This window comes from Alcanivorax limicola, from assembly GCF_019931215.1.
Taxonomy (GTDB): Bacteria; Pseudomonadota; Gammaproteobacteria; order Pseudomonadales; family Alcanivoracaceae; genus Isoalcanivorax; species Isoalcanivorax limicola.
The window spans coordinates 786,278-813,166 of the sequence record NZ_JAIOUB010000002.1; the positions used below are offsets into that span (position 1 = coordinate 786,278).

23 protein-coding genes and 1 other RNA gene are annotated in these 26,889 nt (G+C 62.2%); 15 read left to right on the top strand and 9 right to left on the bottom strand.

What is annotated here, in order from left to right:
• The first annotated feature begins 58 nt into the window (after nt 1-58).
• The 3 genes from K8B33_RS09575 (at nt 59) to K8B33_RS09585 (ending at nt 4,325) form a co-directional block, all read left to right on the top strand.
• Entirely contained in the window at nt 59-1,753 is a 1,695-nt protein-coding gene (locus K8B33_RS09575) for an alkaline phosphatase D family protein (protein ID WP_223425884.1), read from the top strand.
• Nucleotides 1,750-3,822, top strand: coding sequence for a metallophosphoesterase (locus K8B33_RS09580; protein WP_223425885.1), 2,073 nt, complete (start codon nt 1,750-1,752; stop codon nt 3,820-3,822). The genes K8B33_RS09575 and K8B33_RS09580 overlap by 4 nt, the downstream gene beginning before the upstream one ends.
• Nucleotides 3,823-3,893: 71 nt before the next feature.
• Nucleotides 3,894-4,325: a hypothetical protein gene (locus K8B33_RS09585; RefSeq protein WP_223425886.1), complete on the top strand. Its 432-nt coding sequence runs from the start codon at nt 3,894-3,896 to the stop codon at nt 4,323-4,325.
• Nucleotides 4,326-4,379: 54 nt separating this feature from the next.
• Here K8B33_RS09585 and K8B33_RS09590 read toward each other — a convergent pair whose 3' ends face one another.
• Both K8B33_RS09590 and K8B33_RS09595 read right to left on the bottom strand, forming a co-directional pair.
• On the bottom strand, nt 4,380-5,543 hold the full coding sequence (locus tag K8B33_RS09590) for an alpha/beta fold hydrolase (protein ID WP_223425887.1): 1,164 nt from the start codon (nt 5,541-5,543) through the stop codon (nt 4,380-4,382).
• Between the two features lie 112 nt (nt 5,544-5,655).
• Nucleotides 5,656-6,150 (bottom strand): Lrp/AsnC family transcriptional regulator, encoded by a 495-nt coding sequence (locus K8B33_RS09595; RefSeq protein ID WP_223425889.1) that lies wholly within the window; start codon nt 6,148-6,150, stop codon nt 5,656-5,658.
• 250 nt (nt 6,151-6,400) lie between these two features.
• On the opposite strand from K8B33_RS09595, the gene K8B33_RS09600 reads away from it, so the two are divergent.
• Nucleotides 6,401-8,077, top strand: a complete 1,677-nt coding sequence (locus K8B33_RS09600; RefSeq protein WP_223425891.1) for a 2-isopropylmalate synthase — start codon at nt 6,401-6,403, stop codon at nt 8,075-8,077.
• Between the two features lie 5 nt (nt 8,078-8,082).
• On the opposite strand, the gene K8B33_RS09605 is transcribed toward K8B33_RS09600, so the two are convergent.
• The 4 genes from K8B33_RS09605 to K8B33_RS09620 all read right to left on the bottom strand — a co-directional run bounded on the left by K8B33_RS09605 (nt 8,083) and on the right by K8B33_RS09620 (nt 11,510).
• Nucleotides 8,083-8,796 carry a type 1 glutamine amidotransferase gene (locus K8B33_RS09605; protein WP_223425893.1) on the bottom strand — a complete coding sequence of 238 codons (714 nt, stop codon included), beginning with the start codon at nt 8,794-8,796 and terminating at the stop codon, nt 8,083-8,085.
• Nucleotides 8,797-8,913: 117 nt separating this feature from the next.
• Nucleotides 8,914-9,705 carry a hypothetical protein gene (locus K8B33_RS09610; protein WP_223425895.1) on the bottom strand — a complete coding sequence of 264 codons (792 nt, stop codon included), beginning with the start codon at nt 9,703-9,705 and terminating at the stop codon, nt 8,914-8,916.
• A 124-nt stretch (nt 9,706-9,829) separates the two neighbouring features.
• Entirely contained in the window at nt 9,830-10,543 is a 714-nt protein-coding gene (gene mtgA, locus K8B33_RS09615; RefSeq protein WP_223425897.1) for a monofunctional biosynthetic peptidoglycan transglycosylase, read from the bottom strand.
• A gap of 25 nt (nt 10,544-10,568) precedes the next feature.
• On the bottom strand, nt 10,569-11,510 hold the full coding sequence (locus K8B33_RS09620) for an alpha/beta fold hydrolase (RefSeq protein WP_223425899.1): 942 nt from the start codon (nt 11,508-11,510) through the stop codon (nt 10,569-10,571).
• A 274-nt stretch (nt 11,511-11,784) separates the two neighbouring features.
• Between K8B33_RS09620 and K8B33_RS09625 the strand changes: the two genes are divergently transcribed.
• The 11 genes from K8B33_RS09625 to K8B33_RS09675 are packed head-to-tail and all read left to right on the top strand — an operon-like array spanning nt 11,785 to nt 24,119.
• On the top strand, nt 11,785-12,411 hold the full coding sequence (locus tag K8B33_RS09625; RefSeq protein WP_223425901.1) for a ZrgA family zinc uptake protein: 627 nt from the start codon (nt 11,785-11,787) through the stop codon (nt 12,409-12,411).
• A gap of 35 nt (nt 12,412-12,446) precedes the next feature.
• Complete coding sequence (locus tag K8B33_RS09630) at nt 12,447-13,181, top strand: ABC transporter ATP-binding protein (protein WP_223425903.1); 735 nt, start codon at nt 12,447-12,449, stop codon at nt 13,179-13,181.
• Entirely contained in the window at nt 13,178-14,437 is a 1,260-nt protein-coding gene (locus K8B33_RS09635) for an ABC transporter permease (protein WP_223425904.1), read from the top strand. The genes K8B33_RS09630 and K8B33_RS09635 overlap by 4 nt, the downstream gene beginning before the upstream one ends.
• 60 nt (nt 14,438-14,497) lie before the next feature.
• Nucleotides 14,498-15,040 carry a DUF3299 domain-containing protein gene (locus K8B33_RS09640; protein ID WP_223425905.1) on the top strand — a complete coding sequence of 181 codons (543 nt, stop codon included), beginning with the start codon at nt 14,498-14,500 and terminating at the stop codon, nt 15,038-15,040.
• Nucleotides 15,041-15,070: 30 nt separating this feature from the next.
• Entirely contained in the window at nt 15,071-15,808 is a 738-nt protein-coding gene (locus K8B33_RS09645) for a sulfite exporter TauE/SafE family protein (RefSeq protein WP_223425906.1), read from the top strand.
• 40 nt (nt 15,809-15,848) lie between these two features.
• A complete protein-coding gene (locus K8B33_RS09650; protein ID WP_223425907.1) occupies nt 15,849-19,556 on the top strand; it encodes a PAS domain-containing protein in 3,708 nt (1,235 codons plus the stop codon).
• 34 nt (nt 19,557-19,590) lie between these two features.
• Complete coding sequence (locus K8B33_RS09655) at nt 19,591-19,977, top strand: response regulator (RefSeq protein ID WP_223425908.1); 387 nt, start codon at nt 19,591-19,593, stop codon at nt 19,975-19,977.
• Between the two features lie 33 nt (nt 19,978-20,010).
• Nucleotides 20,011-20,394, top strand: a complete 384-nt coding sequence (locus K8B33_RS09660; RefSeq protein ID WP_223425909.1) for a response regulator transcription factor — start codon at nt 20,011-20,013, stop codon at nt 20,392-20,394.
• Nucleotides 20,391-21,629 carry a YaiO family outer membrane beta-barrel protein gene (locus tag K8B33_RS09665; protein ID WP_223425912.1) on the top strand — a complete coding sequence of 413 codons (1,239 nt, stop codon included), beginning with the start codon at nt 20,391-20,393 and terminating at the stop codon, nt 21,627-21,629. The genes K8B33_RS09660 and K8B33_RS09665 overlap by 4 nt, the downstream gene beginning before the upstream one ends.
• Nucleotides 21,586-22,683 (top strand): HEAT repeat domain-containing protein, encoded by a 1,098-nt coding sequence (locus tag K8B33_RS09670; RefSeq protein ID WP_223425914.1) that lies wholly within the window; start codon nt 21,586-21,588, stop codon nt 22,681-22,683. The genes K8B33_RS09665 and K8B33_RS09670 overlap by 44 nt, the downstream gene beginning before the upstream one ends.
• On the top strand, nt 22,683-24,119 hold the full coding sequence (locus tag K8B33_RS09675) for a glycosyltransferase family 2 protein (RefSeq protein WP_223425916.1): 1,437 nt from the start codon (nt 22,683-22,685) through the stop codon (nt 24,117-24,119). The genes K8B33_RS09670 and K8B33_RS09675 overlap by 1 nt, the downstream gene beginning before the upstream one ends.
• Nucleotides 24,120-24,137: 18 nt before the next feature.
• On the opposite strand, the gene K8B33_RS09680 is transcribed toward K8B33_RS09675, so the two are convergent.
• The 3 genes from K8B33_RS09680 to ssrA form a co-directional block, all read right to left on the bottom strand.
• Nucleotides 24,138-25,124: an LLM class flavin-dependent oxidoreductase gene (locus tag K8B33_RS09680; RefSeq protein WP_223425919.1), complete on the bottom strand. Its 987-nt coding sequence runs from the start codon at nt 25,122-25,124 to the stop codon at nt 24,138-24,140.
• A 76-nt stretch (nt 25,125-25,200) separates the two neighbouring features.
• The gene (locus K8B33_RS09685) at nt 25,201-26,250 is read right to left on the bottom strand and encodes a Fic family protein (protein WP_223425921.1); all 1,050 of its coding nucleotides are present in this window, start codon (nt 26,248-26,250) and stop codon (nt 25,201-25,203) included.
• A gap of 177 nt (nt 26,251-26,427) precedes the next feature.
• Nucleotides 26,428-26,784, bottom strand: a transfer-messenger RNA (tmRNA) gene (gene ssrA / locus K8B33_RS09690).
• Nucleotides 26,785-26,889 lie beyond the last annotated feature (105 nt).

Sequence of the window (26,889 nt, forward strand, 5' to 3'; positions counted from 1 at the left end):
TTCCAACTCGGTGGGCATAGCATAGCGCACAGCGATCACCTGAGGGGAACAACAATTCATGAACGACGACCGGCGTACGGTATTGAAGGGGCTTGCCGCTGTATCGGCAGCGGCAGTAACCGGTTGCGGGGGCAGCACATCCGGTGATCTGGCGACGCCGGATGTACCGCGTGGCACAGAGCAGCCCGTGGCGTTCGAGCACGGTGTTGCCTCCGGTGATCCGCTGTCGGACAGGGTCATGTTGTGGACGCGCGTGACGCCACAGAATACCGCGCCTCATGAGCAACCGGTGGTGCCGGTCACCGTTACCGTGGCCCACGATGTCGGCATGACGCAGACGGTCAGGCAATACCAGGCGCAAGCGCGGCCCGAACGGGATTACTGCGTCAAGGTGGATGCCACCGGGCTGCAACAGGACCGCTGGTACTACTATCAGTTTTCAGTGGGTAATCAGCGTTCGCCGGTGGGCCGCACCCGCACTTTCCCGGCTGCCGGTCGGTTCGTGGATCGGGCGCGGTTTGCCGTGGTGTCCTGCTCGAATTATGCCTTCGGTCTGTTTTCCGTCTATCGCGCTGTTGCCGAGCAGAGTGATCTGGATTTCGTGTTGCATCTTGGCGATTACATTTACGAGTACGGCCCGGGCGAGTACGGCAATTTTCCTGATCGTGAGCCGTTGCCGCCCCGGGAAATCATTTCGCTGGCGGATTACCGCGCGCGTTACGCCCAGTATCGTACCGACACGGATCTGCAGCGCGCGCATCAGCAGTTCCCCATGATCTGCGTCTGGGACGATCACGAGAGCGCCAATGACAGCTGGATCGGTGGTGCCGAGAATCATCAGGTCGCCACGGAAGGCGATTGGGCGCCGCGCAAGGCTGCATCACAGCAGGCGTACTTCGAATGGCTGCCAATCCGCGAGCAGACACCGGGCAACATCGAGCGGATATGGCGTGATTTCCGTTTCGGTGATCTGATTGATCTGTTCATGCTTGATACGCGGCTGGAAGGGCGCGATGAACCTTTATCCGTGCCGTTTGATCCGGCCCGCAACAGCGCCAGCCGACGCATGATCAGTGAGGCCCAGTCACAATGGCTGCGCGATGGCCTGGCCGACTCGTCGGCGCGCTGGCGCGTGATCGGTCAACAGGTCATGTTTGCGCAGATCAATATTGCAGAGATTCCTGCCATTGACCCGCGGGTGCCTGAACTGCGCGGTAATCTTTCGGCGATCAATATGGACCAGTGGGATGGCTATGCGGCAGAACGCTTGCGGCTACTCAATCACATCCGGGATCAGGCCATTGATAATGTCGTGATCCTCACCGGCGATATCCACAGCTCCTGGGCCAGTGAGGTCTACCGTAATCCGGTACCGATTACCGGCGAGCTGTTTGCACAGCCATTGGCGGCCGAGTTCGTGACGCCGTCGGTGACCTCACCGGGGTTTCCGGAAGGGCTGTCGGAATTGGCTGGCATCGCACTGCCCCTGGTCAATCCGCATATCCGCTACTTCGAGGGGAAGTCCCGCGGCTTTGTCCTGATGGATGTGAACCGGCAGCGCGCGCAGGCGGAATGGTACTACGTGCGCAGCATCACGGATTTTGATCAGCGCGGGCAGCTCGACCTGTCACGCACCAAGAGCATGAAAGTGGACAGCGGCAGCAGTCGCCTCGTGCGTGATCCACCGCTATCACGACCACGTACCCTGCGCACTGCGCTGAATAACCCGTCCACGCCGGAGATCCTGTCATGAAGCCTGTGCTACCCGTCTCGAGTGTATTGTTGGCGGCATTGATGCTGGCCGCCTGCGGAGGTGATTCCTCCGTGGGAGGGACAGCCACCACGCCGCCGGGCGTTACGCCGCCTGACACGTCGCCGCCGACTGGTGGCGAATCGCCGGCGCGTGTGCGCTTCATCGCCATGGGAGATTCCGGCACCGGATCGCCGCAGCACTATGCCGTGGCCCGTGCCATGGCCGAGGTATGTGAGCGTAAAGCCGGTCTCGATGATCAGGCCATGCCGGGCTGCGAATTCGTGCTGGGCTTCGGGGACAACATCTACGAGTCCGGCGTCACGCACGTCTACGATGAACAGTTCGAGGAAAAATTCGAGCTGCCCTTCGAGCCGGTCGAGCTGCCGTTCTACATGATTCTGGGCAATCACGATAACACCGGCTTTATTGGTGGTGATGGTGCAGGCAATGCCCGTGGTGAATTCCAGGTGGATTACCACTTTCGTGCTGATCGGATGACGGATCGCTGGCAGATGCCGGACCGCTACTATCGGTTCAGCTGGGGCGAGAATGCCAACGGCGAGCCGTTGATTGAATTCTTTGGTCTGGACTCGAATCAGATTGCCGGTGGTTTTGCTGACGCCAATTTCAATTATTCCTACCAGCGTTATGGTTTGCAGCAGCTGTCCTGGGCCAAAGAAGGTATTCGTCAATCGCCGGCAACCTTTCGTGTTGCCATGGCGCATCACCCTTACATCTCGAATGGTCTGCACGGTAACGCGGGCAATTACGACGGTATCCCCGGTGCCTTGCTGCCGGTGCTGGCAGGCCAGCGCTGGCGCGACTTCCTCGAGGAAGGCATCTGTGATCAGGCCGATTTCTACATGTCGGGGCATGACCACGATCTGCAGCAGCTGAAACCCGTGGCGCGCTGCGGGCGCACCGAGTTTGTCGTCAGCGGCGCTGCGGGCAAGACACGAGGCCTGACGGATGAATCGCGCAACCCTGCGCATTTTCAGCGGGGTGATGTATATGGCTTCTTCTGGATGGAAGCGGTCGATGCGGTGCCTGCGCTGGGGCGACCCGCGCAACTCTGCACGGAAGCCTACGTTGTCGATCCTGAGGACGAGGCCGGTCTGGGCATCGTGGCGAATGATGTGCTGGTTCCGGCATACCGCCACTGTTACGACCAGCAGCCGCTGGCCGGCATGCAGACACCGAACCGGTTTTCTTCCGTGCCGTTCATCGGCCCGGCGCTGCAGGAACTGGCCGGCGATAGCACCGGCTTCGATCCGTCTTTCAGCGGTCCTTTGCAGGCCTTTCAATCAGCACTGACATCGGGCCTTAATCTTGCTGTGACGGAACTGCCGGAGGGGCCCCAGCAGGAAGCCATCTCCGCACTGGTGGGTGGTCTGGACGTGCTGTTCAACAGCCTGGACAGCATGGCGTCCTTGCTGGGCGGCGATGACGAGGATGCGGCCGAGCAGAGTCTGCTGTCCGTGATCGAAGCGGCCAATGTGCTCAGCGGGATCGACACGTCAGAATTCCCGGCGCCGTTCGATCAACTGGGTACGGCGTTTGCACTGCTCGCCAATGGTGTTGGCGGCATGGATCGGGAGCCGGGCCAAGAGGGCGGTTCCGTGCGGGAAGACCTGGTGTTGATCGCCGGCCCGCTGCTGCAATTGTCCCGCAACATCGAGAATATTCTGGAAGGCGTCGGCACACAGACGGCGGAAGTGCCGGTGCTCGCCGGTATTACCCGTGTGCTGGGCACCGTGTCCCAGGGGGCGGCGCTGGCGTTGGCGGATGTGGTGAATCTGGATTCCAGCGCGGGCGTCGCCACGCTGGTCGGTCATCTTCAGGCGGTGCTGGATACGGTCGCGCGTGACGTGCTGCTGCTGGATATGTTTTCTGAAGATGCAGGCGATACGGCGGTGCTGCCTGGCCAGTTTCTCTCCGCAGGCCTGTTGTCTGTAACGCGGGAAGTGGCGTTTCATCTGGACCAGTATGCGTTGACGCCGCTGGGTGAGATTCTGGAATTGCTGTCACCGGTGACCAACTTGCTGGCGGGCTTGCTCGGGCGCGGCTGACCCGGCCGGGCTTCCGGGGTATCATGGCGCCTGTTTTTACTTCACATGCCTGCCTGACACGAGAGACCGCCATGACTGAAAATCAGCGCCTGATTCAGCTTGTCACCCTGCGACGCAGAGCCATGCTCACGGTATTTGTGGTGTGCATTCTGCTGGGGCTGATTATTCTGGCGGCGCTTGGCGGTTACGTCACCCTGCCGCCGGACCTGGCCCGCTCCGTGTTTATCGCGTTCAGCGTGTCGGCGCTGACGACGCTGGTATTCACCGGCATGCTGATGTTCGTCGTGCGCAGCCCGGCATGGGGTATCGGGTTCGCGCTGCTGGGGCTGGTGGCGTTGATGGGGCGCATTCTCTTCGTCCCTGCAGTGATCGTGATCATTGCCAATCGCATGGCGGAGCAGAAACTCAAGGAACTGCGCGCCGCAGAGGCAGAGAAGCTGGCTGCGGCTGCGCGGGCCGCAGAGGAAGAAGAGAGCGAGTCGTCGGGCGATCAGTCCGCCTGATTCGCTCTCTCTGCTGCGCTCGGCGCTCTTGCCGTGAGTAGTGCTCGGGTTTATTCAGGCAACGTCAGACGTCGCGTCGGATGTTGCCGCACCGCTCTCGGCGTGGGCCGCCTTGCCGATGTTCGCCAGCCAGTCTGCCACCACCGGCCAGTTATCCACCGGCGCATTGCTGCCCCCCAGAATACCCATGTGCCCGCCTTTGACGACATGATGCGTGATCGCGGCAGCAGGCATCTGCTGGCGCAGTGCAAGGCTGCAATCCGCCGTCACGATGGTGTCCTGGCGCCCCGTGATCAACAGCACCGGTGTGGAAACGCTGGCCAGATCGCCACGCTGATGGCGCATGGGCAAACGCCCCCGAGCGACGCAGTTGTCGGTCCACAGATGACGCACGATGTCCTGGATCACGGCGCCGGGGTAGGCAAACATGTCGTCCAGAAACGCGGCGTTGGTGGCGTGGTTGCTGACGTATTGCCGGTCATCCAGATTGCGCAGCAGGTCCAGATACCCCTTGAGCGTGGACACCGGCGTGACCGCCTTGAAGCTCAGTGCATTGACCCAGCCCGGTGAGCGCAGCAGGGCCGCAGGCAGCTGATGCACGTGGCGCCCGGTGCGGCGCTTGAGTCCGCGCAACTGGCGGGACAGGCGCTGATATTGCACGCCGAGGGCGCCGTTGGCGTGATAGTCGCCGGGCGCGCCGATCAGTGACAGGGCGGCGATATCGGGATCGTCGCCCAGCGCGGTATAGCAATAACTGAACAGCGCGCCGAAGCTCCAGCCATGCAGCGCCAGCTTCTGGCTGCCGCTGTGCTGGCGCACCTCCGCCAGCAGCTTTGGCAGCCAGTCAGCGAAATAGGTTTCCAGCGTCCACGCATCGTGCCGACGGCGCGGCCGTCCCCAGTCAATCAGATACACCTCGAAGCCCCGGGCGCGCAGATAACGCACCAGGCTGCGATCCTCGAACAGATCGTAAAGCAGGGTGTTGGCCGCCAGCGGGGTGACCAGCACCAGCGGGATCGGCTGCCGGGTCTGTGTCACAGGCAGGGTTTCACCGTTGACGATGATGTGCTCGTCGGTCAGCGGCGGGTAGTAGCGCAGGCTGACGATGTCGTCGCTGAAGATGACCTCGAACGGGGTGCGGTTGGCCTGTATCAGATCCGCAGGCCGGCGCAGCCAGTCCCGGGCGTTCTGGTAACGGTGGCGCAGTGCTGAGAGCATGAAGGTGACCTGTGAGGCGTTGCAAAGGCGGGCGACAGTGTAGCCATGGTGGCGCTTGCGCCATTGGCCGCAGCGCCGGGCGCTTGTCCCGGTCCCTGCCTTGGCCTCGGCGTCAGGATTGCGCCAGATAGCCCAGCGGCAGGGCTGTGGTATCCACCACCTTGCGCATCACGAAGCTGGAGTGCACACCACTGACGCCCTCGATGCGGGTCACCTTGTTGAGCAGAAACTGCTGATAGGCATCCATGTCGGGCACCGCAACCTTGAGCAGATAATCCGCATCCTGCCCGGTGACCAGATAGCACTGCTGCACCTCTTCAAAGCCCCGCACCGTGTTTTCGAAGTGTTCGAAACGCTCCGGCGTATGGCGGTCCATGCTGATCTGGATGATCGCGGTGAGATCCAGGCCCAGCGCTTTCTGGTCCAGCAACGCGGCCCGCCGCAGGATGATGCCGGCGTCCTCGAGTTTCTGGACGCGCCGCGAGCACGGCGAGGGCGACAGGCCGACGCGCTCCGCCAGTTGCAGATTGGTCAGGCCGCCATCCTCTTGCAGTGCGCGCAGCAGCTGGCGGTCGTAGCGATCAAGTTTGTGCGGTTGGTTTGCCATGGCATTCCCATAAGTGATTATTTATTGCTGAGAATCTGTGATTCTGGCAATGATTACCCATTATAGGGCGATATGGCGGCAACTTGGCAAACACATTGCGCAAGGGCGCGCATACAATGGTTCTGTCGTCGCGGCCACAAGCCTGCGGCGGCTCCCCGGGCCCCATACCTATCCGGTGGCCAGGCCCGGGCATATTTTCCGACCAGACACTTTCCAGACAGTCCTCAAACGATCCCCGGGAGTTCGACAGATGGCGTTCGATCATCGCAAGTATCAGCCCTTCACCCCGCCAGCGCGCCCGCAGCGTCGCTGGCCGGATCAGGTTATCGGCAAGGCCCCGCACTGGTGCGCCGTGGATCTGCGCGATGGTAACCAGGCGCTGGTCAAGCCCATGACCGTGGCCCAGAAGATGCGTCTGTTCGACCTGCTGGTGAGCATCGGCTTCAAGGAAATCGAAGTCGGCTTCCCCGCTGCCTCGCAGCCGGATTTCGATTTTGTGCGGGCGCTCATTGAGCAGGACCGTATTCCCGAGGATGTCACCATTCAGGTGCTGACCCAGGCCCGGGACGAATTGATTGCGCGTTCTTTCGAGGCGCTGCGCGGCGCGCGCCGGGCAGTCATGCATCTGTATAACTCCACCTCGCGCACCCAGCGCGAGCGGGTGTTCCGCATGGATGTTGCCGGGGTGCGCGACATCGCCGTGCACGGGGCGCAAACCGTCGCCCGGCATGCGGCGGCGCAACCGGACACCCAGTGGGTGTTCCAGTACTCGCCGGAGAGCTTTACCGGTACCGAACTGGATGTGGCCGCCGAGGTCGTGAATGCGGTGGTGGATGTGTGGCAGCCCGCGCAGGGGCAGCCGGTCATCATCAACCTGCCCGCCACTGTCGAGGTCAGCTCGCCCAATGTCTTCGCCGACATGGTGGAGTGGATGAACGACAACATCGTGCAGCGCGAGCATCTGCAGATTTCTGTGCACACCCACAATGATCGGGGTTGCGCGGTGGCCGCAGCAGAGCTGGCGGTGATGGCGGGTGCCGATCGTGTTGAAGGTACCCTGATGGGTAACGGTGAGCGCACCGGCAACATGGATCTGGTGACCATGGCCATGAACCTCTACAGCCAGGGCGTGGACCCGAGGCTGAATCTTGCCAACATGCGCGAGATTACCGAAACCGTGGAAGCGGTCACCGAGATCAGCACGCATCCCCGGCACCCGTATGCTGGCGAGCTGGTGTTCACCGCGTTTTCCGGCAGCCACCAGGACGCCATCCGCAAATGCCTGGTGTCACAGCAACCGGACGAACCCTGGGATGTGGCCTACCTGCCCATCGACCCGCGCGATCTCGGCCGTCGTTATGAGGAAGTGGTGCGCATCAATTCCCAGTCGGGCAAGGGCGGCGTGTTGCATGTGCTGGAGCGCGATTTCGGCATCACCTTGCCGCGCTGGTTGCAGATCGAGTTTTCCCGTGTGGTGCAGCGCCAGGCGGAGGAATCCGCCGGCGAGCTTGATGGCGCTGCCATTCATGCCCTGTTTGAAACCCACTACCTCAATGCCCCGGTCAACTGGCAGCTTCAGGGCTACGATGTGCGCCGTGACGGCGACACCGTGGAGGCCAGTATTCGCGTCGGCAATGGTGCGGTGGCGGAACAGCTCACGGCCAGCGGCAAGGGCGTGGTTGATGCGCTGGTATCGGCGCTGGAAGCCCGCGCCGGGCAGCGTATTGCAGTGGAATCCTTCGACGAGATGGCTCTGGGCGAGGGCACGCGCGCCAGCGCCATGGCCTGTGTGCGCATGCAGGTTGATGGTGAGATCTTCAGCGCCGCCGCGCTGGCGGATGACACCACCTCTGCCACCTTGCAGGCCGTGCTGTCAGCGGTCGGGCGTGCGACGGCGGCGCCCCGCCAGGCGGTGGCAGTGGGCTGAACAGGTCAGGCGTTGTCTGACGCGGAGGCGGTGTCGGCAAACCAGGTCAGTAACCGGTACAACCGCTGGTGTGTGGCCGCGAGCACCGCTTCGGAGACGAGCACCTTGTGTTGCGGCTGCACCCAGGGGCCTGGCGCCAGGTCTGCCGCACAGTGCTCGCACAGGCCGGCGAGGGTGTCGCCATCACTTTCAAGGTGGAATTGCAGCCCCATGATCGTGTCGCCGTGGAGAAAGCCCTGCTGTGCGCACGCTTCGCTGGAGAAAAGGTGGCGCGCACCGCGCGGCAGTGTGAAGGTTTCCCCATGCCAGTGCAGGACCGGGGGGGAATCGGCAAACATGCTGGTGACATCCACCGGGCAGTCCCGGGTCGGGGTGATTGAAAACCAGCCGACTTCCCGCTCCGGATTGCGGCGGATATCCGCGCCGAGCACCGAGGCAATCAGCTGTGCGCCGAGGCAGATGCCCAGCACCTTGTGCCCCGCATCCATGGCCTGGCGGATCAGTTTTTTTTCTTCCCGCATCCAGGGATAGATGAGGTCGTCCCGGGCGCTCATCGGCCCGCCCATGATGATCAGCCAGTCGAATTCTTCCAGCGCGGGCCATTTGCCAGGCTGCTGGGCATCCATGACGCGGTAATCGATGTCGCGACGGGTTAGCCAGGTAGCGATGGCGCCCGGCCCTTCAAAAGGCACATGCCGGATAATCAGTGCGCGCTGCATCAAAGGACTCCATTTTTCAGGGTGGCCGACTCAAGCGGCAAATCAGACGGCGAATATTGTGACGAATGTTCCGACATTGCGCCAGCCGCAAATCGCTGCTCCGCCATTTGTTACGGCCTACTGTGCCGGTGCGCCGTTGCTGCGGCCGGGGCCCATCGGTGAGAGTTCCAGAATCAGCGCATTGTCCGCCTGTGTCGGTGGCGGCACGGGCTCGCGGGCGCCGTAATAAGGCGTGCCGTCAGCAATGATCGACGCGTGAATGTGCAATATATCACCATCATCAAGGGCAGCGGGGTCGTAGTAAAGGCGATAGGAGGCGCTATCCTCCGTCAGTGGCGTGACGCGCCGCTGTATGGCGCCATCGTCGGCGCTATCGGAGGATTGTTTTTCCAGGCTGAGCGCCAGCACTGCCTGGGATGGGGGGCTGTGGCCCCCGGGCAGTCGCACTTCACCGGTCACGCTGGCCGCGGCACCAGGCTGGCGCTGCCAGCGCTGCGTTTGCCTGTCCTCAGCGGGATCGTCTGTGGCCTCCTCCGGGGGCTCCTCTGTGACCTCCTCTGTGGCCTTCGGGAGCGGCGCCGCAAGCATCAACTGATCACCGTCGAACTGGAAGCCCAGGACCTGCGTTACCGCGTTGCCGGTCTTTCGCGCGATGCTGTGCAGGGTCAGCATCCCGTTGTCGGCCTGCCAGTGCAGGCCCTGCAGCGCGTCCATCGACAGCCAGTGCAGGCTGCCATCGTCCGCCAGAATCATGATATCTGCGTCACTGTTGACCCAGACGCCGCCAAGTTGTGCCACGGCGTCCTCTGCGGGCGGTGTGGCGGGTGCCGTTGTCTGCGGCGCAGACGTGGGCTGCGGGTCTCCGCAGGCGAGCAGGGCAAGGCATGACAGAAAGATCAGCGAACGCATATAGCGGCGGGCTCCGGTGGCTGGAAAAGGAATCAGAGGCAGGCCAACTGTTTACGGTCACCTGTGATCGGCAACACGAGATCGGCCAGCATGGGTAGGAGCCCTTCGGGACGCCAGAGGTTCCTCAGGGAAGTTGAACCTGGTGCATGCGTGACTGGATGATGCCGCTGTACTGGCGTAACCAGTCGGTGCGCCCGTGCGTATCGTAATAACGCGGGCGCGGCAGGCGCGCTGCAAGATCGGCCGCCTCCCAGGCACTCAGTTCGGCGGCGGACTTGCCGAAGATGTGTTGTGCGGCGGCCTCGGCGCCGAACACGCCCTCACCCCATTCCGCGACATTCAGGTACAACTCGAGAATCCGTTGTTTCTCCAGCACCTGTTCCAGCATCAGTGTGATGCTCGCCTCCCGCGCCTTGCGCACATAGGAGCGCTGGCCGGAGAGGAACAGGTTGCGGGCCAGTTGCTGGCTGATGGTGGAACCGCCGGCGACGGTGCTGCCCGCAGCGCGGTTACGGTCGAAGGCGTGGCGCACGCCGTCCCAGTCAATGCCGCCATGCTCGGTGAAGCGGGTGTCCTCGGCGGCCAGCACGGCGCGTTTGAGGTGCACGGAGATGTGCGCGTAATCGACCCATTGATAGCGGAGACGATAATCCGGACGCGCTGCCTGGAGGCGCGAGAGTTCCTGTGCCATGAATGCGGTTTCCAGCGGCGGATGAGTGCGATACCAGACAAGCCAGGCGGCGAACCACAGATGCATCAGCAGTACCGCTGCCGTGGCGAGGGCGACAAACCAGAGCAGGAAACGGGTGACGGGATGGCGCGATGCGCGGGCTTTCATGACAGTTCCGCAGGCAAGGGGGCATTTATTGTCGCGTGTTGTCGGCTGCGTGGCCAGAACCGTCGCTGTCGGAGCGCGGCGCCGTCTGGTCCAGCCAGGCCAGCATATCGGTGGCATAGTGCTGCCAGTCGGCGCCTTGCAGCAGCAGGTGCGGCGCATCCGGATAGAATCGGTAGCTGAGTCGCGCGGGCTGATGCTCGCGCAGGCGCGCGATGGACACGGCCGGGATCAGGTCGTCCCGGCCGCCGTACAGCAACAGGATGGGTTGCTGCAGCGCAGGGGCGATGTCCGACGCATAGTCGGTAAAGCGTATCAGTTGGCGATAGGTGTCCATGCGCACTTGCAGCAGTATCTGCGGATCATCCGCCAGCCGCGCGGCGCTATGGGGCGCATAGCGCGGGTCTGCAGCGTCGCGGGTCAGGTTGAAGGTGTGGCCCGGCATCAGGGTTGCGCCGACGGCCAGACCGGCGTTCCAGAGATAACGGGTGCGCAATCCCTCGCGCACGGATGGCGCGGCCAGAAGCAGGGCATCCACGGGCAACGCGGGATTTTCCGCCAGGGTGATCATGGCAACGCCACCCCCCATGCTTTCGCCGAGCAGATAAAGCGGGCCGGGATGCTGATCTGCCAGTAAGGTAATGGCATCCTCCAGATCACTGACCAGCGGCTCTCGACCGGGCCAGTGGCCCGCGTCGTCATGACTGCCGAAGCCGCGCTGGTCCCAGGCATAGAAAGCATAGCCGCGCTTGGCAAACCAGGGGCCGATGTGGTCGAAGGCGGCGCGGTAATCGCCGAAACTGTGGAGCCCGATAATCGTGCCCGCGATGCGATCAGCCGCCACACCATCGGCGGCGTTTGCTGCGGAATCCCGGGTCTCGGGCAACCAGACGGACAAGGGTAACAAGGTGCCATCGCGGGCTTGCAGGGCATCAGGCCGCATGCGGGCGCCGGTCGGTGGGTCGGGCATCGCGGTTGCCGTGCCGGGCGCAGGTCTGGTACAGCCTGCCAGGCCCGTCAAGGCCGAGCCGAGCAGAGCCAGGACGGAGAAGGTCAGAGCGAGCCTGTTGCACACAAGGTTCATCATGATGCCGGATACTGGGGATAACAGCGTCAGCTTGCCCCGGAGGCAATGCGCATCATGTGAAGACGCGGTGAGATCGGGGAACGGTGCGGGAGTGCGCGTGTCGAAATCGCGGAAGTGTTACCCTGTAACAATTATTCAGGCGTACGGAGATAGCAGCATGGATCTTTTATCAGGGCGTTGCCGCCTCTTGATGGTGGGTGTCGGCATGACGTTTGCCGGGTTTGCCGCAGCACATGACGGCCACTCTCATGACGGTCACTCGCATGGCAGCCACGCGCATGACAGTCATTCGCACGACAAGCATTCACATGAGCACTCGCATGAGCATCACGACCATTCCCATGGCCCGCACGTGCACGGGCAGGGTAACCTGCAGCTGGTGGCGGAAGGCGATGCGGTATACGCCGATCTGACGGTGCCGGGCATGGACGTTGTCGGGTTCGAACGCGCGCCGGAGGATGATGCGGGGCGGCAAGCTGTTCGGGACGCGATTGCGCTGCTGGGCAATGCCGACAATGTGCTGCAGCTGCCGGACGCGGCGGGTTGTGCGCTGACAGAAGGCAGCGCTGCCTCCGGTCTTGAGCAGGGCGGCAACGGCCACGGCGACTTCACTGCGGCGTTTGTTTTCCAGTGCAGCAACCCGGACAAGCTGGATGCCCTGAAGGTGGTGCTGTTCGAGCACCTGCCGCAGCTTGAACGCGTGATTGCCGAGGTGGTGTCCGACACGGGGCAATCACAGCAGCGACTGGGGCCACGTCGCAACGCCGTGACGATTGCTCGCTGATCCTTGCCTGCACTGAACGCAAAGACGGATTGTTTATGAATGCTGTGTCTGCCGCAGAGCGCGCGCCGGTGCTGGACCTGCAACAGGTCAGCTTCCGCTGGCGGCGTGATCTGCCCCCGGTCCTGACGATCCCCGCCTTTCAGGTGGCGGCAGGGGAGCGGGTGTTTCTCGCGGGCCCCAGTGGGGCGGGCAAAAGCACGCTGCTGGCGCTGATCGCCGGCATTGCCATCCCCCAGACCGGCGATGTGCAGGTGCTGGGCCGTTCCCTGCCCGGCCTGGGAGCGGCCGCCCGGGATCGTTTTCGTGCGGATCATCTGGGCGTCATTTTTCAGATGTTCAATCTGCTGCCCTATTTGCCGGTGCTGGACAACGTGATGCTGCCGTGCCGTTTTTCGCCCGCCCGCCGCCAGCAGGCAGTGGCGCGGGACGGCAGTCAGGAGGCACAAGCCCGGCGCTTGCTTGGCGCGCTGGGATTGCAGGCGGATGCCATGCTGCGCCGGCCGGTGACCGAATTGTCGGTGGGCCAGCAGCAGCGTGTGGCGGCGGCCCGCGCCTTGATGGGCGCGCCGGATCTGGTGATCGCGGATGAGCCGACCTCTGCGCTGGACGCCGACCGCCGGCTGGAATTTGTCGAGCTGCTGGCGCAGGAGTGCGACGCTTCCGGTGCCGCGCTGTTATTTGTCAGCCATGACCTGAGCCTGGCGCCGCGCTTTCAGCGCCAGGTCAGTCTGGCCGAGATCAACGCGGCATTGCCGGAGGGTAGTGTATGACCGTGCTGTCGCTGGCCCGTCGCAGTCTCTGGAATCGCCGTAGTACCGCGGCGCTGGTGGTGTTTTCCGTGGCCTTGAGTGTTGCGCTGCTGCTGGGCGTGGAGCGCCTGCGCACCGAGGCCCGGGAAAGTTTTGCCAACACCCTCTCCGGTGTCGACCTGATCGTTGGCGCCCGCAGTGGGCCGATCAATCTGCTGTTGTACAGCGTCTTCCGGCTGGGTGATCCGGTCAGCAATGTCAGTTGGGAGAGCTATCAGAAACTGGCCGCGCACCCGCAGGTGGACTGGGTCGTGCCGCTGTCGCTGGGCGACTCCTTGCGCGGGTTTCCGGTGATCGGCACCACGACGGATTACTTTGAGCACTATCGTTACGGTCGCGGCGAGCCCCTGCGCCTGGCGCAAGGTGAGCGCTTTGACGATGTCTTTGATGCCGTGCTGGGGGCGAGTGTTGCCCGGCGTCTGGGATACGGCCTGGGAGACAGCATTGTGTTGGCCCATGGCACTGGCCAGGTCAGCCTGACGCAGCACGATGACAAGCCATTTACGGTGGTGGGGATTCTGGCGCCGACCGGTACGCCGGTCGATAACAGTGTGCACATCAGCCTGCAGGGTATGGAGGCGGTGCATGTGGACTGGCGCGGTGGCGCGCCGATACCCGGGTTGTCGATCGGCGCGGATCGGGTGCGCAATATGGACCTGACGCCGGATGCGGTGACGGCGGTACTGGTGGGGCTGACCTCACGGCGTGCCGTGTTCCAGGTGCAGCGCCAGATCAATACGGATCGCAGCGAGGCCATGATGGCGATTCTGCCCGGGCTGACACTGCAGCAACTCTGGGACCTGATGCGCGTGGGCGAAAATGCGTTGCTCGCGGTATCGGCACTGGTGCTGCTGGTGGCCTTGACGGTGATGCTTACCGCGCTGCTCACCGGCCTCAACGAACGCCGCCGGGAGATGGCGCTGCTGCGCGCACTGGGCGCGCGCCCCTGGCAAATATTCGCGTTGATCATCGGTGAATCGTTGCTGTTGAGCCTGCTGGGTGCTGTGCTGGGCGTGCTGCTGTTGCAGGGGCTGGCGCTCGGTGCGGCCGGCTGGATCAGTGGCCAACTGGGCTTGACCATCAGCCTCTGGCCGCCCACATTGCACGAGTTGAAAATACTCGCAGCGCTGCTTGCCGGTGGCATACTGGTTGGCCTCTGGCCAGCATGGCGTGCCTACCGCAATGCGCTGGCTGATGGCATGACTATTCGTATGTAATGGCAACTCGTATGTAATGGCAACGGACATGCTGCGACCCTGTTGAGAGGCTTCCAATTGATGCAACGTCTGATTCTGACCCGTCTGCTGGCATGCAGTGCCGCGCTTCTGTTATGTGCGGCGTCGGCGCTGGCGGCGGAAGACATCACGCTGGAATGGGATGACATGATCCCTCCCGGCTGGCCGCCGCCAGAGCTGTTTGAGGGCGTCAACCTGGATGAGCTGGAGGATGACGATCCGGAAGCGATCGAGTTCTTTGCCCAGATCGAGGCCCTGTGGGACGAAGCACCGATGGTGGAATCCCTGGACGGCAAGCGCGTGCGTTTGCCGGGCTATGCGATTCCGCTGGAGGGCGACAGTCGCACGGTGACCAGTTTCCTGCTGGTACCGTATTTCGGCGCCTGCATTCATGTGCCGCCGCCGCCGCGTAACCAGACCGTGCTGGTGAACATGGCCGAGGGCAAAAGTGCCCGCATTCGCTATGCCTTCTTCACGGTCTGGGTGACCGGCACCATGACCGTGGAGACCAGCGAAACGGATCTGGCACTGACGGGGTACACCATCACTGCCGACAAGGTAGAACCCTACGAGTTGGATGAGTGATGCCGGGTCTTTCCAGCGCCGGGTTCTGACGTGACGTGGACACTCTGTCTGGCGCTGGTGGCCGCCTTCTTCGGTGGCGCACTGAATGCGGTGGCCGGGGGCGGTAGCTTCCTGACGTTGCCGGCGCTGCTGGCTGTCGGCGTGCCCCCGGTGGTGGCAAATGCCACCGGCACACTGGCGTTACTGCCGGGGTATCTGGCCAGTTGCCTGGGCTACCGCCGGGAGCTGCGTCAGCTGGCGGGCCACTATCCACTGGGCCGCATCCTGCTGATCTCATTGATTGGCGGTGTGGCAGGCGCGCTGCTGCTGCTGGCAACTTCCAATACCTTCTTCCGGGCCCTGGTGCCCTGGCTATTGCTGCTGGCCACCCTGTTGTTTGTTGCCGCACCGGCAGTGCTGCAGCGCGCGGAGCGACTGTCAGCGGGCTGGTTGCTGCCCGGGCTGCTGTTGGTGGCTATCTATGGCGGCTATTTCAATGGCGGGTTGGGCATCATGCTCATGGCATTGTTTGCCCTGGTTGGCATGCGGTCGCTGCAGCAGGCCAATGCCCTCAAGAATCTGGTGTCGACCCTGCTGACGCTGGTGGCCGTGCTGGTGTATGGCGCCGGTGATGTCATTGACTGGCGCTATGGTGCGCCCATGATGGTAGCGGCGACACTGGGAGGCTATGCCGGCGCCTGGTGGGGCCGATATCTGCCGGATCAACTGTTGCGCCGGGGGATCATCGGCACGGGACTCGTGATGGCAGTGCTTTTCATGATTTACTGAGTTGATGCACCAGATGCGATCAACCATCACGACACGGAGCATGTCTCGGATGCGCGCCTTCTTCACCCGACAGTTGTTGTCCAGCATGCCAATCCTGATCGTTCTGGGGTTGCTGTGCGGGGCCTGGGTGAGCTGGAACTGGTATCACCTGGGTGAGGACCTGCGTACGGAAATGAATACCCTGGCGGAACAGCGCGGCAGCCTGATCCGCAGCGCGCTGGATACGGCCGGTGAACAGGGTCAGCTGATGGGGGAGCTGATCGCCGCTGATCCGGCCGTGGCGTCCATCCTCGCCAGCGCAGAAAGTAAATTGCGTGAGACAGCGGGACAGGCCACGCTGGATGAAGAGCGGGCGCAGCTGACACGGCGTATCGCCACGCTCTGGTCGAAGCTGCAGGAAAAGGTGGGCCTTAACCAACTGCATTTTTATCTGGCGCCGGAAGGCGTGGCATTGCTGCGGGCCCAGGCGCCGGATGCCTATGGTGATCACAATGGCTGGCAGCGGCCCATGGTGCGTGCGGTGTTTGCCGACGGGGTGGCGCGGCATGGCGTAGATCTGGGTACGCGCGCGTCCGGTGTCCGTGGGCTCGTGCCGATCACGGACGAGACGGGGCGTTTGCTTGCCGTCGTGGATGTCGGCATGGATACAGAAAAACTGTTGTCACGTCTGGCTGCTGATCTTGGCATCGGTATCGCGTTACTCGCCGACCTGCCGGGCCGAGCGCCGGATATTGTTGTGGGTGATCCGTTCCTCACGCCGGTTGCAGAGCACTTGCCTGCCCGGGATAGCGGATGGTGGGAGCCCAGTGATGACAAGCGCAAGTTCTTTGTCGCCCGTTCTGACATGCAGTTGTTTTCAGATGCTGCCGCACAGGAATCGACAGAGGCGGTGGTATCAGGATCGTTGATTGTCTGGAGTGATGAATCCCAGCGTTACACAACCATGCGCGCCCAGCGTCTGCGCACGACCTATGTCAGTGTGGTGTTGTTTCTGCTGCTGGCCATGGCGCTGGTGTGGGGGGTGCGCAATGTGCGGCAGTATATGGGTACGCGCATCAGAGATGCCAACACCATGCTGCGCGCCGAGCGGGACCTGTATGCGGGGGGCGCCGTTGCGGTGCTGGTCTGGCATGACGATGATCAGCGCAAGCTGGTCTATGTCTCCCCCAATGTGAAATCCCTGTTTGGCTATACCGATGAGCACATGACGGCTGCAGATTTCGAGTACGCCGAGTTGGTGCATCCGGATGATCACGAGCGCGTGGCGCGCCAGATCGAGGAGTCGCTGCAGCAACGGCTCACGAGCTGGGCAATGACCTATCGCATTTTGCGCGCGGATGGCGCCGAACGCTGGCTTTACGATTTTACTCGTGCTGAATGGCGCGGCGGTAACGAGCTGGTCGGTTTGCGCAGCTATGTCATCGATCAGACCGAGCACATCATCATGCAGCGCGATGTTGCTGCGCAGCGGCGGCGGCTGGACAGCCTGATGACCTCCGCACCGGCGGTCATTTACAGCGCTGGCGCCCACGACCGCCAGATCACCTACATCAGCCCCAACTTCAACAGTCTGCTGGGTTACCGGATCAGTGACGAGATGCGTGACGTGCGTTGGTGGCGTGAGCGTGTCCATCCCGATGATCTCCCGGGCGTCAAGAATCTGGATTGGGAGGACTGGAACGGTGATCAGCACACGGGGATTTACCGTTTCCTACACGCAGACGGCACATGGCGTTGGCTTGAAGATCGCTGCCGTATCATCAGTGACGCCGATGGTGTGCCGCGGGAACGGGTGGGCAGCCTGGCCGATGTCACCGAGCGGGTCTTTCTGGAGCAGCGTTTCAAGCATGAGCAGCAGCGCGCGATGCTCGCCCTTGCCGGGGCCAATCTGGGCTTGTGGGAGTGGCAACTGGAAAGCGATGAAATCATGTTCAATGAACGTTGGGCGGAAATGCTGGGCTACGCCCAGCATGAAGTGACACGTTCCATGCGTTCCAGCAACAAGATGGTACACCCCGAGGATCGTCCTCGGGTGCAGCAAGCGCTGATTGATCATCTGAAAGGGAACACGCCGGACTATCAGTGTGAATATCGCATGCAGCACAAAGCAGGGCACTGGGTCTGGATTCTGGATCGGGGCCGCGTGGTGGAGCGAGATGCATCCGGGCGAGCCGTGCGCGCTGGCGGTACGCACCTGGACATCACGGAGCAGCACGAAGCGCGCGAGCTGCTGCGCGAGAGCGAAGAAAAGTTTCGGTCACTCTACGAGTATGCGCCGATCGGGATCATGCTGAACCGTATGGACGACGGTCGCTTCCTGGAAGTGAATGACGCCATCCTGATGATGACGGGATACACCGAAGAGGCGCTGCTCAGCAAGAAATTCTGGGACCTGACGCCGGAGGAATTTGCTGAAGAAGAGGCGGCGTACTTTGAAGCCCTGCTGGGCTGCGGTGTGTATGGCCCGTATGAAAAAGAACTGATACATGCTGATGGCAGCCGATTGCCCGTGCAGGTCAATGGCACGCTTATTGTGGATCGCCACGGCGATGCCGTGGTCTGGACATTGGTGCAGGACATCAGTGAGCAGCGGCGGATGGAGCAGCTCAAGAACCAGTTCGTCTCCACGGTAAGCCACGAACTGCGCACGCCTTTGACCTCGATCAAGGGAGCGCTGGGCCTCGTCAGCGGCGGCGCCTTTGGTGCGCTGCCAGAGCAAGTGACACAGATGATCAACATTGCTGCCAAAAACAGCGAGCGGCTGACATTGTTGATCAATGACCTGCTGGATATCGAAAAAATAGCCGCCGGTAACATGCGTTTCGACATGCGGGAGCAGTCATTGGAGCCGTTGCTGCGGCAGGCACTGGAGAGCAACAAGGGCTACGCCGACGAATACAGTGTGACGTTGCGGCTGGATAATCAGGCCGGCGACCTGCTGGTGAACGTCGATACGGACCGATTTTTGCAAATCATGGCCAACCTGCTCTCCAATGCAGCGAAATTCTCGCCCGCTGGCGGTGAAGTGACGGTGATCGTGACAACACGGGAAGGGCAGGTGAGGGTGATGGTTCAGGATCAGGGCCCCGGTGTGCCAGAGCATTTCCGCAGCCAGATATTCAACCGCTTCACCCAGGCGGACAGCTCCGATACGCGTTACAAGGGCGGTACCGGTCTGGGCCTGGCGATCACCCGTGAAATTATCGAGCACATGGGCGGCTATGTTGGCCTGGAGACGCGCCACCCGGATGCTGACGCAGAAAAGGTTGGCGCGCGCTTCTTTTTTGATCTGCCGTGCCGCTCCGCGGTGCACCCCCGGGCAGGGGACCAGGTGCTGGTGGTCGAAAGCCGACCGGATATGGCGATGCGGTTGGCAGCATTGCTGCATGACGCGGATTATGATGTCGATGTTGCCAGTGATGTCGACGCGGCGATGGCATGCCTGAAAGATTGCCGCTACGGCACGGTGGTTGTCAGCGACGCACTGCCGGATCAGGATGCCGCGAGTCTGCGGGCGTTCATTCACGAGGTGTGCGGCCGTGCCGGTGTTACGGTGATAGGCATCACGGCGACGACAACAAAAGGCAAATTGATTTTGGCGGTGGACGATATGACACTGTTGACAGAAGCAGGGCCCGAGGCCGTGAAGATGAAAGAGGCATCGGGCACCAGAACGCCCCGCGAGTATGATGACGGCACCTCCCTGCTGGTGTGCCTGCGCCGTGCCGCAGAAGAAAAGCCGTCATGACAAGATACGCAGATCGAATGCTGGAGCTGACTGAATGAGTGAACTGAAGCGTGTTCTCTATGTGGAAGACGAACCGGACATCCGCGCAGTGGCCGAGTTGGCCCTGGGCGCCGTGGGTGGTTTCGAGTTGTGCACCTGTGAAAGCGGCGAGCAGGCAGTGCGTGAAGCAGTGGCGTTTGCACCGGACCTGATGATTCTTGATGTGATGATGCCGGGCATGGACGGCCCGAGCACGTTGCGCGCATTGCGCGCGATGCCGGAAATGGCCGGCGTGCCTGCTATCTTTATGACGGCCAAGGTGCAGCCTGAGGAGGTCAAGCAACTGTTGGCACTGGGGGCACTGGAAGTGATTCCCAAACCCTTCGACCCGATGACCCTGGCGCAGCGGGTGATGACGGTGTGGGAGCGGCGTGATTCGTAATGTACAGCTGGAAAAAAGCCGGGAGAACACGTCTTGACGGCAGGACAGATTTTACTGGTTGAGGATGATCCTCTGGTGGGCGAACTGCTGGATTATCTCCTCAAACGGGAAGGTTTTGGTGTGTTGTGGGCTCGGGATGGCCGGGCGGCACAGCGCGCCATCGCAGAGAGTGACGGTTTTATTGCGGCAATTCTTGATGTGATGCTGCCGTATGTCGACGGCTATTCGCTGGTGGAGCAGTTGCGGGAGCATACCGCGCTCAGTGACATTCCAGTGCTGATGCTGACAGCTCGGGCGCAAGAGCAGGACGTGGTGAGAGCCCTTGAGCTGGGTGCCGATGATTACCTGGTAAAACCGTTCCAGCCCGGCGAGCTCACGGCCCGTTTGCGTCGCCTGATACGCAGGCGGCCGCGATGATACGCCCTCTGATACTCGCGCTGATGCTCGTCGCCACATTCCCCGCACAGGCCTGGGAGGCGGAAGTGCGGCGGTCATTGGAGAACCATGATATTCCCCGCGCCCAGGCGCAAGTCGATGCCGTGTTGCGAGCGTTGCCCCAAGACAGGGCTGCGCTGCTATGGCAAGCACGGCTGAATGCCATGAGCGGTAATCATGCGCTGGCCCGGCAACAGTTCGATGACCTGCTCCGTCTGGACCCGAACAACGTCGATGTCCGCTTCGCCTCTGCCCAGCAATATGCCTGGCAGGGTGATGTGCCCCGGGCCATTCAGGAGGCAGAAAACGCCCGCACGCTGGCGCCGGATTACGCGGCGGTATGGGCGTTTGAATTGCAGCTTGCCATGACGCACGCACGCTCCGCCGATGACCCTGACGCGGCCGCCGCTTATCGGCGCCGCCATCTCGAAGCTCAGGCTGCCGTGCCGGACGTCGCCGCCCAGTATCCGGCAGAGCCGATGCAACCGTTCAGCTGGCGCGGCCGGCGCATGCTGGAGATCGGCTATGACGAGGATTATCTCAGCAACGGGCTGAGTGACTGGCGCGGGGCGGATGTGGCGCTGCAGTGGCAGGATTCCCGGGACCGTCTCTGGTATAGCCGTTTGCGCAATACTTCCCGGTTCGATCAGACAGACAATGAGTATAACGCTGGCGTCTACGTGCCCATGGGAAACCGGCGCCAGCTTCAGCTGGATGCAACCTACAGCCCCACGGCGCGCATTCGCCCGGAGTGGTCGGCCTATGCGGGCTTTTACCTGATGCCCCGGGATCGCTGGGGGCTTCAGCCGGGCATCCGCCGCACCCACTATGACGAGAGCGATTCCACGACAGCGAGTCTTCTGGTGGAGCATTACCGGGCGTCCTGGCGCTACGCCTACACCTTCTTTCTCACGCAACTGGATGGCGGCGGCAGCGGCGCTGCGCATGTTGTGGACTTGCGCCGTTATTACCGCGACCTCAGCCATGTTGGTGTTGGCCTCGGCGTCGGTCGGGACATTGAATCCACGCCGCTGGGGCAGCAGATCACCGACGTGCTGGGCGTGTCGGTATTTGGTGAGCACTTTCTTGATAACAGCTGGCTCGATAACAGCTGGCTCGGCCCCGACTGGAGCGTCACCTGGCGTATAGCCTTTACTGAACAAGGGGATGCTTATGACCGCATTGGCTGGCGGCTGGGTCTCCGCTATCGCTTCTGATCCAGCGTTGCTGGCGGTGGTACTGCTGGCGCTGGGGTTGCTGCTGACAACCACGCTGATGCTGCTGGGCACGCTATTGCTCAGCCGCCATCACGAACGGCGAGCCCGTCGCGCCGCTCGGGTGCGCCAGCAGTGGATGCCACGGCTGCTGGGTATGCTGACCGGCGCTGACGATGACCCGGAGACCACACTGCCCCGGCTGGCGCGCCGCGATATGCCAGCACTGGTGAGCCTGTGTAATGCGCTTCAGGACACCGTGCGCGGCGTATCCCGCGAGTCTCTGCAGCTTCTGGCTCAGCGCCTGGGGCTGATCCCTGAATTGCGTAGCTGGTTGCGCCGCGGTGATGCGGGGCGGCAACTGGATGCCTTGACCTGCCTCGGCCAGCTGCGCATTGATGCGGCCTGGCCAGACATTCAATCCCTGATGGATCAGGACAATACCGTGCTCAGCCTGACCGCTGCCCGCGCGCTGGTGAATATCGATGCGCCGCGGGGCGTACCGGAAATCCTGCAGCGGCTGCAGCGAGCTGACTGGTCAGAAAGCCGCGTCACGGCACTGCTCAAGGAAGTCCCGGCGAATACATTGATCCGCATGCTGCAGCAAAATCTGCTGACCAGTGAAGCGCGTGCCATGTCGGCCCCGGCGCTGCGTAAACTGATTCGCATCACCAACAGTCTGCAACCTCATCAGGTCGAGCCCCTTCTGCAGCTGGCACGGGAGCGATTCCCTGATGATGCAGAGCTGCGCAGCACCATTTGCGCCTGCGCCGACGGGCCGCAGTGGTTGGCTTATCTGCGCACCGCGACCACAGACGAATACTGGCCTGTGCGTGTGCAGGCGGTGCGTCGACTGGGGCGCATTGGCGAACCGGCCGACCGCATTGTGCTGGCGGCACGACTCGAAGATCCGGTCTGGTGGGTCAGATATCGGGCAGCGCAGGCGCTGCTTGGTCTGCCCGACGCACAGAGGCAGGCGCTGCAGATCATGGCGCGCGTCCATGACAGCCAACGTGTGCGAGAGATACTCGCGCATGCGCTGGCGGAGGTGCGCTGATGGAATGGCTGACAACGCTGATGGCGGCAATACCCGGCGACCGCATTCTGGTCTGGGCGCAATGGTTCTTCCTCGGGTACTTTATTGCCCTCGCCCTTGGTTACCTGTCACTGAACGTGCTCGCCATGTTCGCCATTGGCAAACATACCCGCGCAGCACGCACCGAATATCTGCCCCGCGCCTATCACGCTTTTCTGCCGCCGGTGTCGGTGCTTGTGCCCGCCTATAACGAAGAGGCCAATATCACGTCCTCGGTACAGGCAATGCTGCAGCTGGCCTACCCCGAGCACGAAGTCATCGTCATCAATGACGGCTCAAAGGACAACACACTGGCTGTGCTGACCAGAGATTTCGATCTGTACCCGGTACCAGAAAGCACAGATGAAGCGTTGGCCACGCAAAAAGTGCGGGCAGTCTATCGTTCCCGCTCACAGCCTTTGCTCCGGGTCGTGGACAAGGAAAACGGCGGCAAAGCTGATGCCCTCAACGCCGGCATCAACTACAGCCGCTTTCCGTTGTTCTGCGGCGTGGATGCTGATTCCATCATTCAGCGCGACAGCCTGCTGCGCATTGTCCGTATGTTCGTGGATGACCCGGATACCATCGCCGCCGGCGGCACCGTTCGCATTGCCAATGGCAGCGAAGTGGATGCCGGCAATCTGGTGGAAGCGCGCCTGCCGCGCCGCTGGCTGCCACTGATGCAGATCGTCGAATACCTGCGCGCCTTCATGTTTGGTCGCCTGGGTTGGGAGCCCCTCAATGCACTGCTGATCATCAGCGGCGCCTTCGGCGTTTTCCGCAAGAACGTCGTGGTGGAGGTTGGCGGCTATCGACATAAATCCATCGGCGAGGACATGGAACTGGTGGTGCGCTTGCACCGATACATGCGCCTGGCCCGTCGCCGTTACCGTATCCATTTTTTGCCGGACCCGGTGTGCTGGACCGAAGCACCGGAAGATCTGGCGACGCTGCGCTCGCAACGCATTCGCTGGCAGCGCGGCTTGCTGGAGAGTCTGTCCGCCAACGCGCGACTGTGCTGCCATCGGCGCGGCGGTGTGGTGGGCTGGGTGGCATTCCCCTTCATGCTGATTTTCGAAGCCATTGGCCCGCTACTGGAAATCGGCGGCTATATCTTCGTGCTGGTCATGGCTCTCACCGGCGCCGTCAGCCCCATCTGGGTGATGGCCTTCATGCTGGTGGCCATCGGCCTGGGGATTCTGATTTCGGTGCTGGCACTGCTGCTGGAGGAAATGTCATTCCGCATCTATCCCGGCAAGCGTTCCATCATGAAACTGTTTCTCGCCGCACTGGCCGAAAACCTGGGCTACCGCCAGCTCAACACCTGGTGGCGCGTGCGCGGCACCTGGCAATGGCTGCGCGGCAAGCAGGCCAAATGGGGCGAGATGAAACGCAGCGGCAGCCTGAGCAAACGCTAGGCACCGAGTGTGAGCCGCTCAGCGCGAAGCGGTCAACTCGAAGGAACGCAGTCGCGCCGAATGGTCATAAATGTCCGACACGATCATCAATTCATCCGCCTCCGTTTCGGCAGCCAGTGCATCAATACCAGCGTGCACCGCCTCCGGCGTGCCAATGATGGAGCGCGCCAGCATCTGACTGATCTGCATCTTTTCCCGGGGTGACCAGTACTGATCGATATCGTCGATGGGCGGCTGGCTTAACAGACGCGTGCCGCGCAGCAAGTGCGTGAACGACATCTGTTGCGTGGTGGCGAGCCGGCGCGCCTCCCTGTCTGACTCTGCCGCAATCACATTGACGCCGACGATGGCGTAAGGCGCCGATAACTGCGCCGAGGGTTTGAAACGGCTGCGATAAACCGCCAGCGCATCCATCAACTGCTGCGGCGCAAAATGCGAGGCGAAGGCGTAGGGCAGGCCAAACTCGGCGGCCAGCGCGGCGCCGAAGGTGCTGGAGCCGAGAATCCACAACGGCACCTGCGTGCCCGCGCCCGGCACCGCCTGAATGGCTTGCCCGGGTTGCGTCGGCCCCAGCAATGCCTGCAGCGCCTGCACATCCTCCGGAAAACGATCCGACGCGGCCGGCGTACGGCGCAGCGCATGCAACGTATTCTGATCCGTGCCCGGCGCCCGCCCCAACCCCAGATCAATCCGGTCCGGATACAGATGCGCCAGCGTGCCGAACTGCTCCGCAATCACCAGCGGCGAATGATTGGGCAGCATGATGCCGCCCGCACCGACACGAATATGCCGGGTGCCCGCCGCCACATGACTGATCACCAGCGACGTCGCCGCGCTGGCGATACTCTCCATATTGTGGTGCTCGGCCACCCAGAAACGCTGGTAGCCCCACGCCTCGGCATGAGCCGCCAGATCCCGGGCATTGTCCAGCGCCTGGCGCACGCTGCCACCTTCTGTGACGCGGACCAGATCGAGGATGGAGAGGCGAGGGGACAGGTCAGGCATGGGGTGGCTCCGGTGATTGAGGCTTGCCATTGAAACACGCCTTGCCGTGTGTCAGACAGCTTCGCGCCCGTCATCGTCAACGCAAGTCGTACCACACTCCGCGGCCGCGGCCATGCTGGGCCAGCGTGCCGCGTTCAACCAGTGACCGGAAATGCTGCTTCAGCGTATTGCGGCTGGCCCCGGTCAGCCTGATGGCCTCGCCGATGGTGACGCGCCCGTGCTCACGGGCGAACTCGACGATCTGGAGCTGCAGCTCCGGCATGGCGGCCAGCACGATCTTCTCGCGCTCGACCTTCTTCTCCAGCCGCCGAACCTGCTCAGCCAGCGAGCTCAGGAAGAACGTCAGCCACGGCTGCCAGTCGGGTGCCTCGGTACGGATCGTGCCTTGCGTCTGACGTAGCGCCAGGTAATACGCCTCTTTGCTTTGCTCGATCACGCTTTCCAACGAGCTGTATGGCACGTAGGCGTAGCCTGCCTGCAGGAGCATCAGCGTGGTCAGCACACGGGAAAGGCGCCCGTTCCCGTCCTGGAAGGGGTGGATCTCCAGGAACACGACGACGCACAGGGCGATGATCAGCAACGGATGCAGGCGGTCCATCTCACGTTCCTGGTTCACCCAGGCCACCAGCTCGGCCATCAGGCGGGGAGTGTCAAAGGGCGACGCGGTCTGAAACACGACGTCGATCTGTGCGCCGTTTTCATCGAAGGCAGCGACGCTGTTCGAGTTGGTTTTGTAGTGGCCGCGATGCCAGGTGTCCTTGTCGCTGTAGCGGAGCAGGATCTGATGCAGCTGCTTGATATGGTTTTCGGTGAAGGGGATCTCCTGCCAGGACGTGGGCACCAGATCCATCAGCTCTGCGTAGCCAGCCACTTCCTGCTCATCGCGGGTGGCGAAGGATTTGATCTCCAGATTGGACAAGAGCTGTGCCACCTCCCGGTCGGACAGCTTGCTGCCCTCTATACGGGTGGAGGAGCCGATACTCTCGATGGTGGCTACCCGTCGCAGCGCCGATAGCCGGTCAGGCGCGAGCGAGCCCAAAGCGCGCCAGGCGCCTTTGAACTCGTCGATCCTGGCGATGAGGTTCAGGATCTGTGAGGTGATCTGAAGAGTGTCGGTTTTCAGCATAAATCGTAGGTTACACCGCTTTTAACCAATTCAACGCCCATTTACACCCAATTAAGGATTGCGCCTATTGAGGCACCCATTTGCATCCAGTTCGCTGTGGCTTTCAGGATGGGGCCAGCCAGGCAAAAAAAGGCCAGGCACAAAAAAGCCGTCTTGCGACGGCCTTTTTGTTTGGTTTGGTGGAGCCGGCGGGAATCGAACCCGCGTCCGTCAGCAATCCACCTGCAGGTCTACATGCTTATCCCAGTTTATTGATTTGAGTGACTGCAGCCCAACGGGCAGGACGCAGACACCGAGCCCCTAAAGGTTTTAACAGCGCAATCCGGGGCGGACGTTGCTGCGATCCCGTGTAGCTATGCCGGTCGCGCTTCCCCACGGGCTGGGTCGCTTGACCGTTGGCAGGCCTTAGGCCGCCAGTGCGTAAGTATCGTCGTTTGCGATTACTTTAGTTTGTCACTAAGGATTTACGAGAATCGTGACCTTCTCGGCATGCACCACAGGGTTCATAACCGGCGTCGAAACCTTGTCGGCCCCTGTATCCGTGATTGTACAGGAGTTCGGGGCGGAGAGTGCGAGTTTCAAGGGCTATTTCGCACTGTCTTGGCAGGAGAATGAGACCATGTCAGCACGCAATGTAAA

Excerpts from the sequence above, each read along its gene's own strand:
- K8B33_RS09585 (WP_223425886.1), top strand. The coding sequence starts at position 3,894 with ATGACTGAAAATCAGCGCCTGATTCAGCTTGTCACCCTGCGACGCAGA.
- K8B33_RS09665 (WP_223425912.1), top strand. The coding sequence starts at position 20,391 with ATGATACGCCCTCTGATACTCGCGCTGATGCTCGTCGCCACATTCCCC.
- K8B33_RS09640 (WP_223425905.1), top strand. The coding sequence starts at position 14,498 with ATGCAACGTCTGATTCTGACCCGTCTGCTGGCATGCAGTGCCGCGCTT.
- K8B33_RS09605 (WP_223425893.1), bottom strand. The coding sequence starts at position 8,796 with ATGCAGCGCGCACTGATTATCCGGCATGTGCCTTTTGAAGGGCCGGGC.
- K8B33_RS09575 (WP_223425884.1), top strand. The coding sequence starts at position 59 with ATGAACGACGACCGGCGTACGGTATTGAAGGGGCTTGCCGCTGTATCG.
- K8B33_RS09630 (WP_223425903.1), top strand. The coding sequence starts at position 12,447 with ATGAATGCTGTGTCTGCCGCAGAGCGCGCGCCGGTGCTGGACCTGCAA.
- K8B33_RS09670 (WP_223425914.1), top strand. The coding sequence starts at position 21,586 with ATGACCGCATTGGCTGGCGGCTGGGTCTCCGCTATCGCTTCTGATCCA.
- K8B33_RS09680 (WP_223425919.1), bottom strand. The coding sequence starts at position 25,124 with ATGCCTGACCTGTCCCCTCGCCTCTCCATCCTCGATCTGGTCCGCGTC.
- K8B33_RS09675 (WP_223425916.1), top strand. The coding sequence starts at position 22,683 with ATGGAATGGCTGACAACGCTGATGGCGGCAATACCCGGCGACCGCATT.
- K8B33_RS09650 (WP_223425907.1), top strand. The coding sequence starts at position 15,849 with ATGTCTCGGATGCGCGCCTTCTTCACCCGACAGTTGTTGTCCAGCATG.
- K8B33_RS09635 (WP_223425904.1), top strand. The coding sequence starts at position 13,178 with ATGACCGTGCTGTCGCTGGCCCGTCGCAGTCTCTGGAATCGCCGTAGT.
- K8B33_RS09655 (WP_223425908.1), top strand. The coding sequence starts at position 19,591 with ATGAGTGAACTGAAGCGTGTTCTCTATGTGGAAGACGAACCGGACATC.
- K8B33_RS09610 (WP_223425895.1), bottom strand. The coding sequence starts at position 9,705 with ATGCGTTCGCTGATCTTTCTGTCATGCCTTGCCCTGCTCGCCTGCGGA.
- K8B33_RS09590 (WP_223425887.1), bottom strand. The coding sequence starts at position 5,543 with ATGCTCTCAGCACTGCGCCACCGTTACCAGAACGCCCGGGACTGGCTG.
- K8B33_RS09580 (WP_223425885.1), top strand. The coding sequence starts at position 1,750 with ATGAAGCCTGTGCTACCCGTCTCGAGTGTATTGTTGGCGGCATTGATG.
- K8B33_RS09620 (WP_223425899.1), bottom strand. The coding sequence starts at position 11,510 with ATGCCCGACCCACCGACCGGCGCCCGCATGCGGCCTGATGCCCTGCAA.
- K8B33_RS09600 (WP_223425891.1), top strand. The coding sequence starts at position 6,401 with ATGGCGTTCGATCATCGCAAGTATCAGCCCTTCACCCCGCCAGCGCGC.
- K8B33_RS09595 (WP_223425889.1), bottom strand. The coding sequence starts at position 6,150 with ATGGCAAACCAACCGCACAAACTTGATCGCTACGACCGCCAGCTGCTG.
- K8B33_RS09685 (WP_223425921.1), bottom strand. The coding sequence starts at position 26,250 with ATGCTGAAAACCGACACTCTTCAGATCACCTCACAGATCCTGAACCTC.
- mtgA (WP_223425897.1), bottom strand. The coding sequence starts at position 10,543 with ATGAAAGCCCGCGCATCGCGCCATCCCGTCACCCGTTTCCTGCTCTGG.
- K8B33_RS09625 (WP_223425901.1), top strand. The coding sequence starts at position 11,785 with ATGGATCTTTTATCAGGGCGTTGCCGCCTCTTGATGGTGGGTGTCGGC.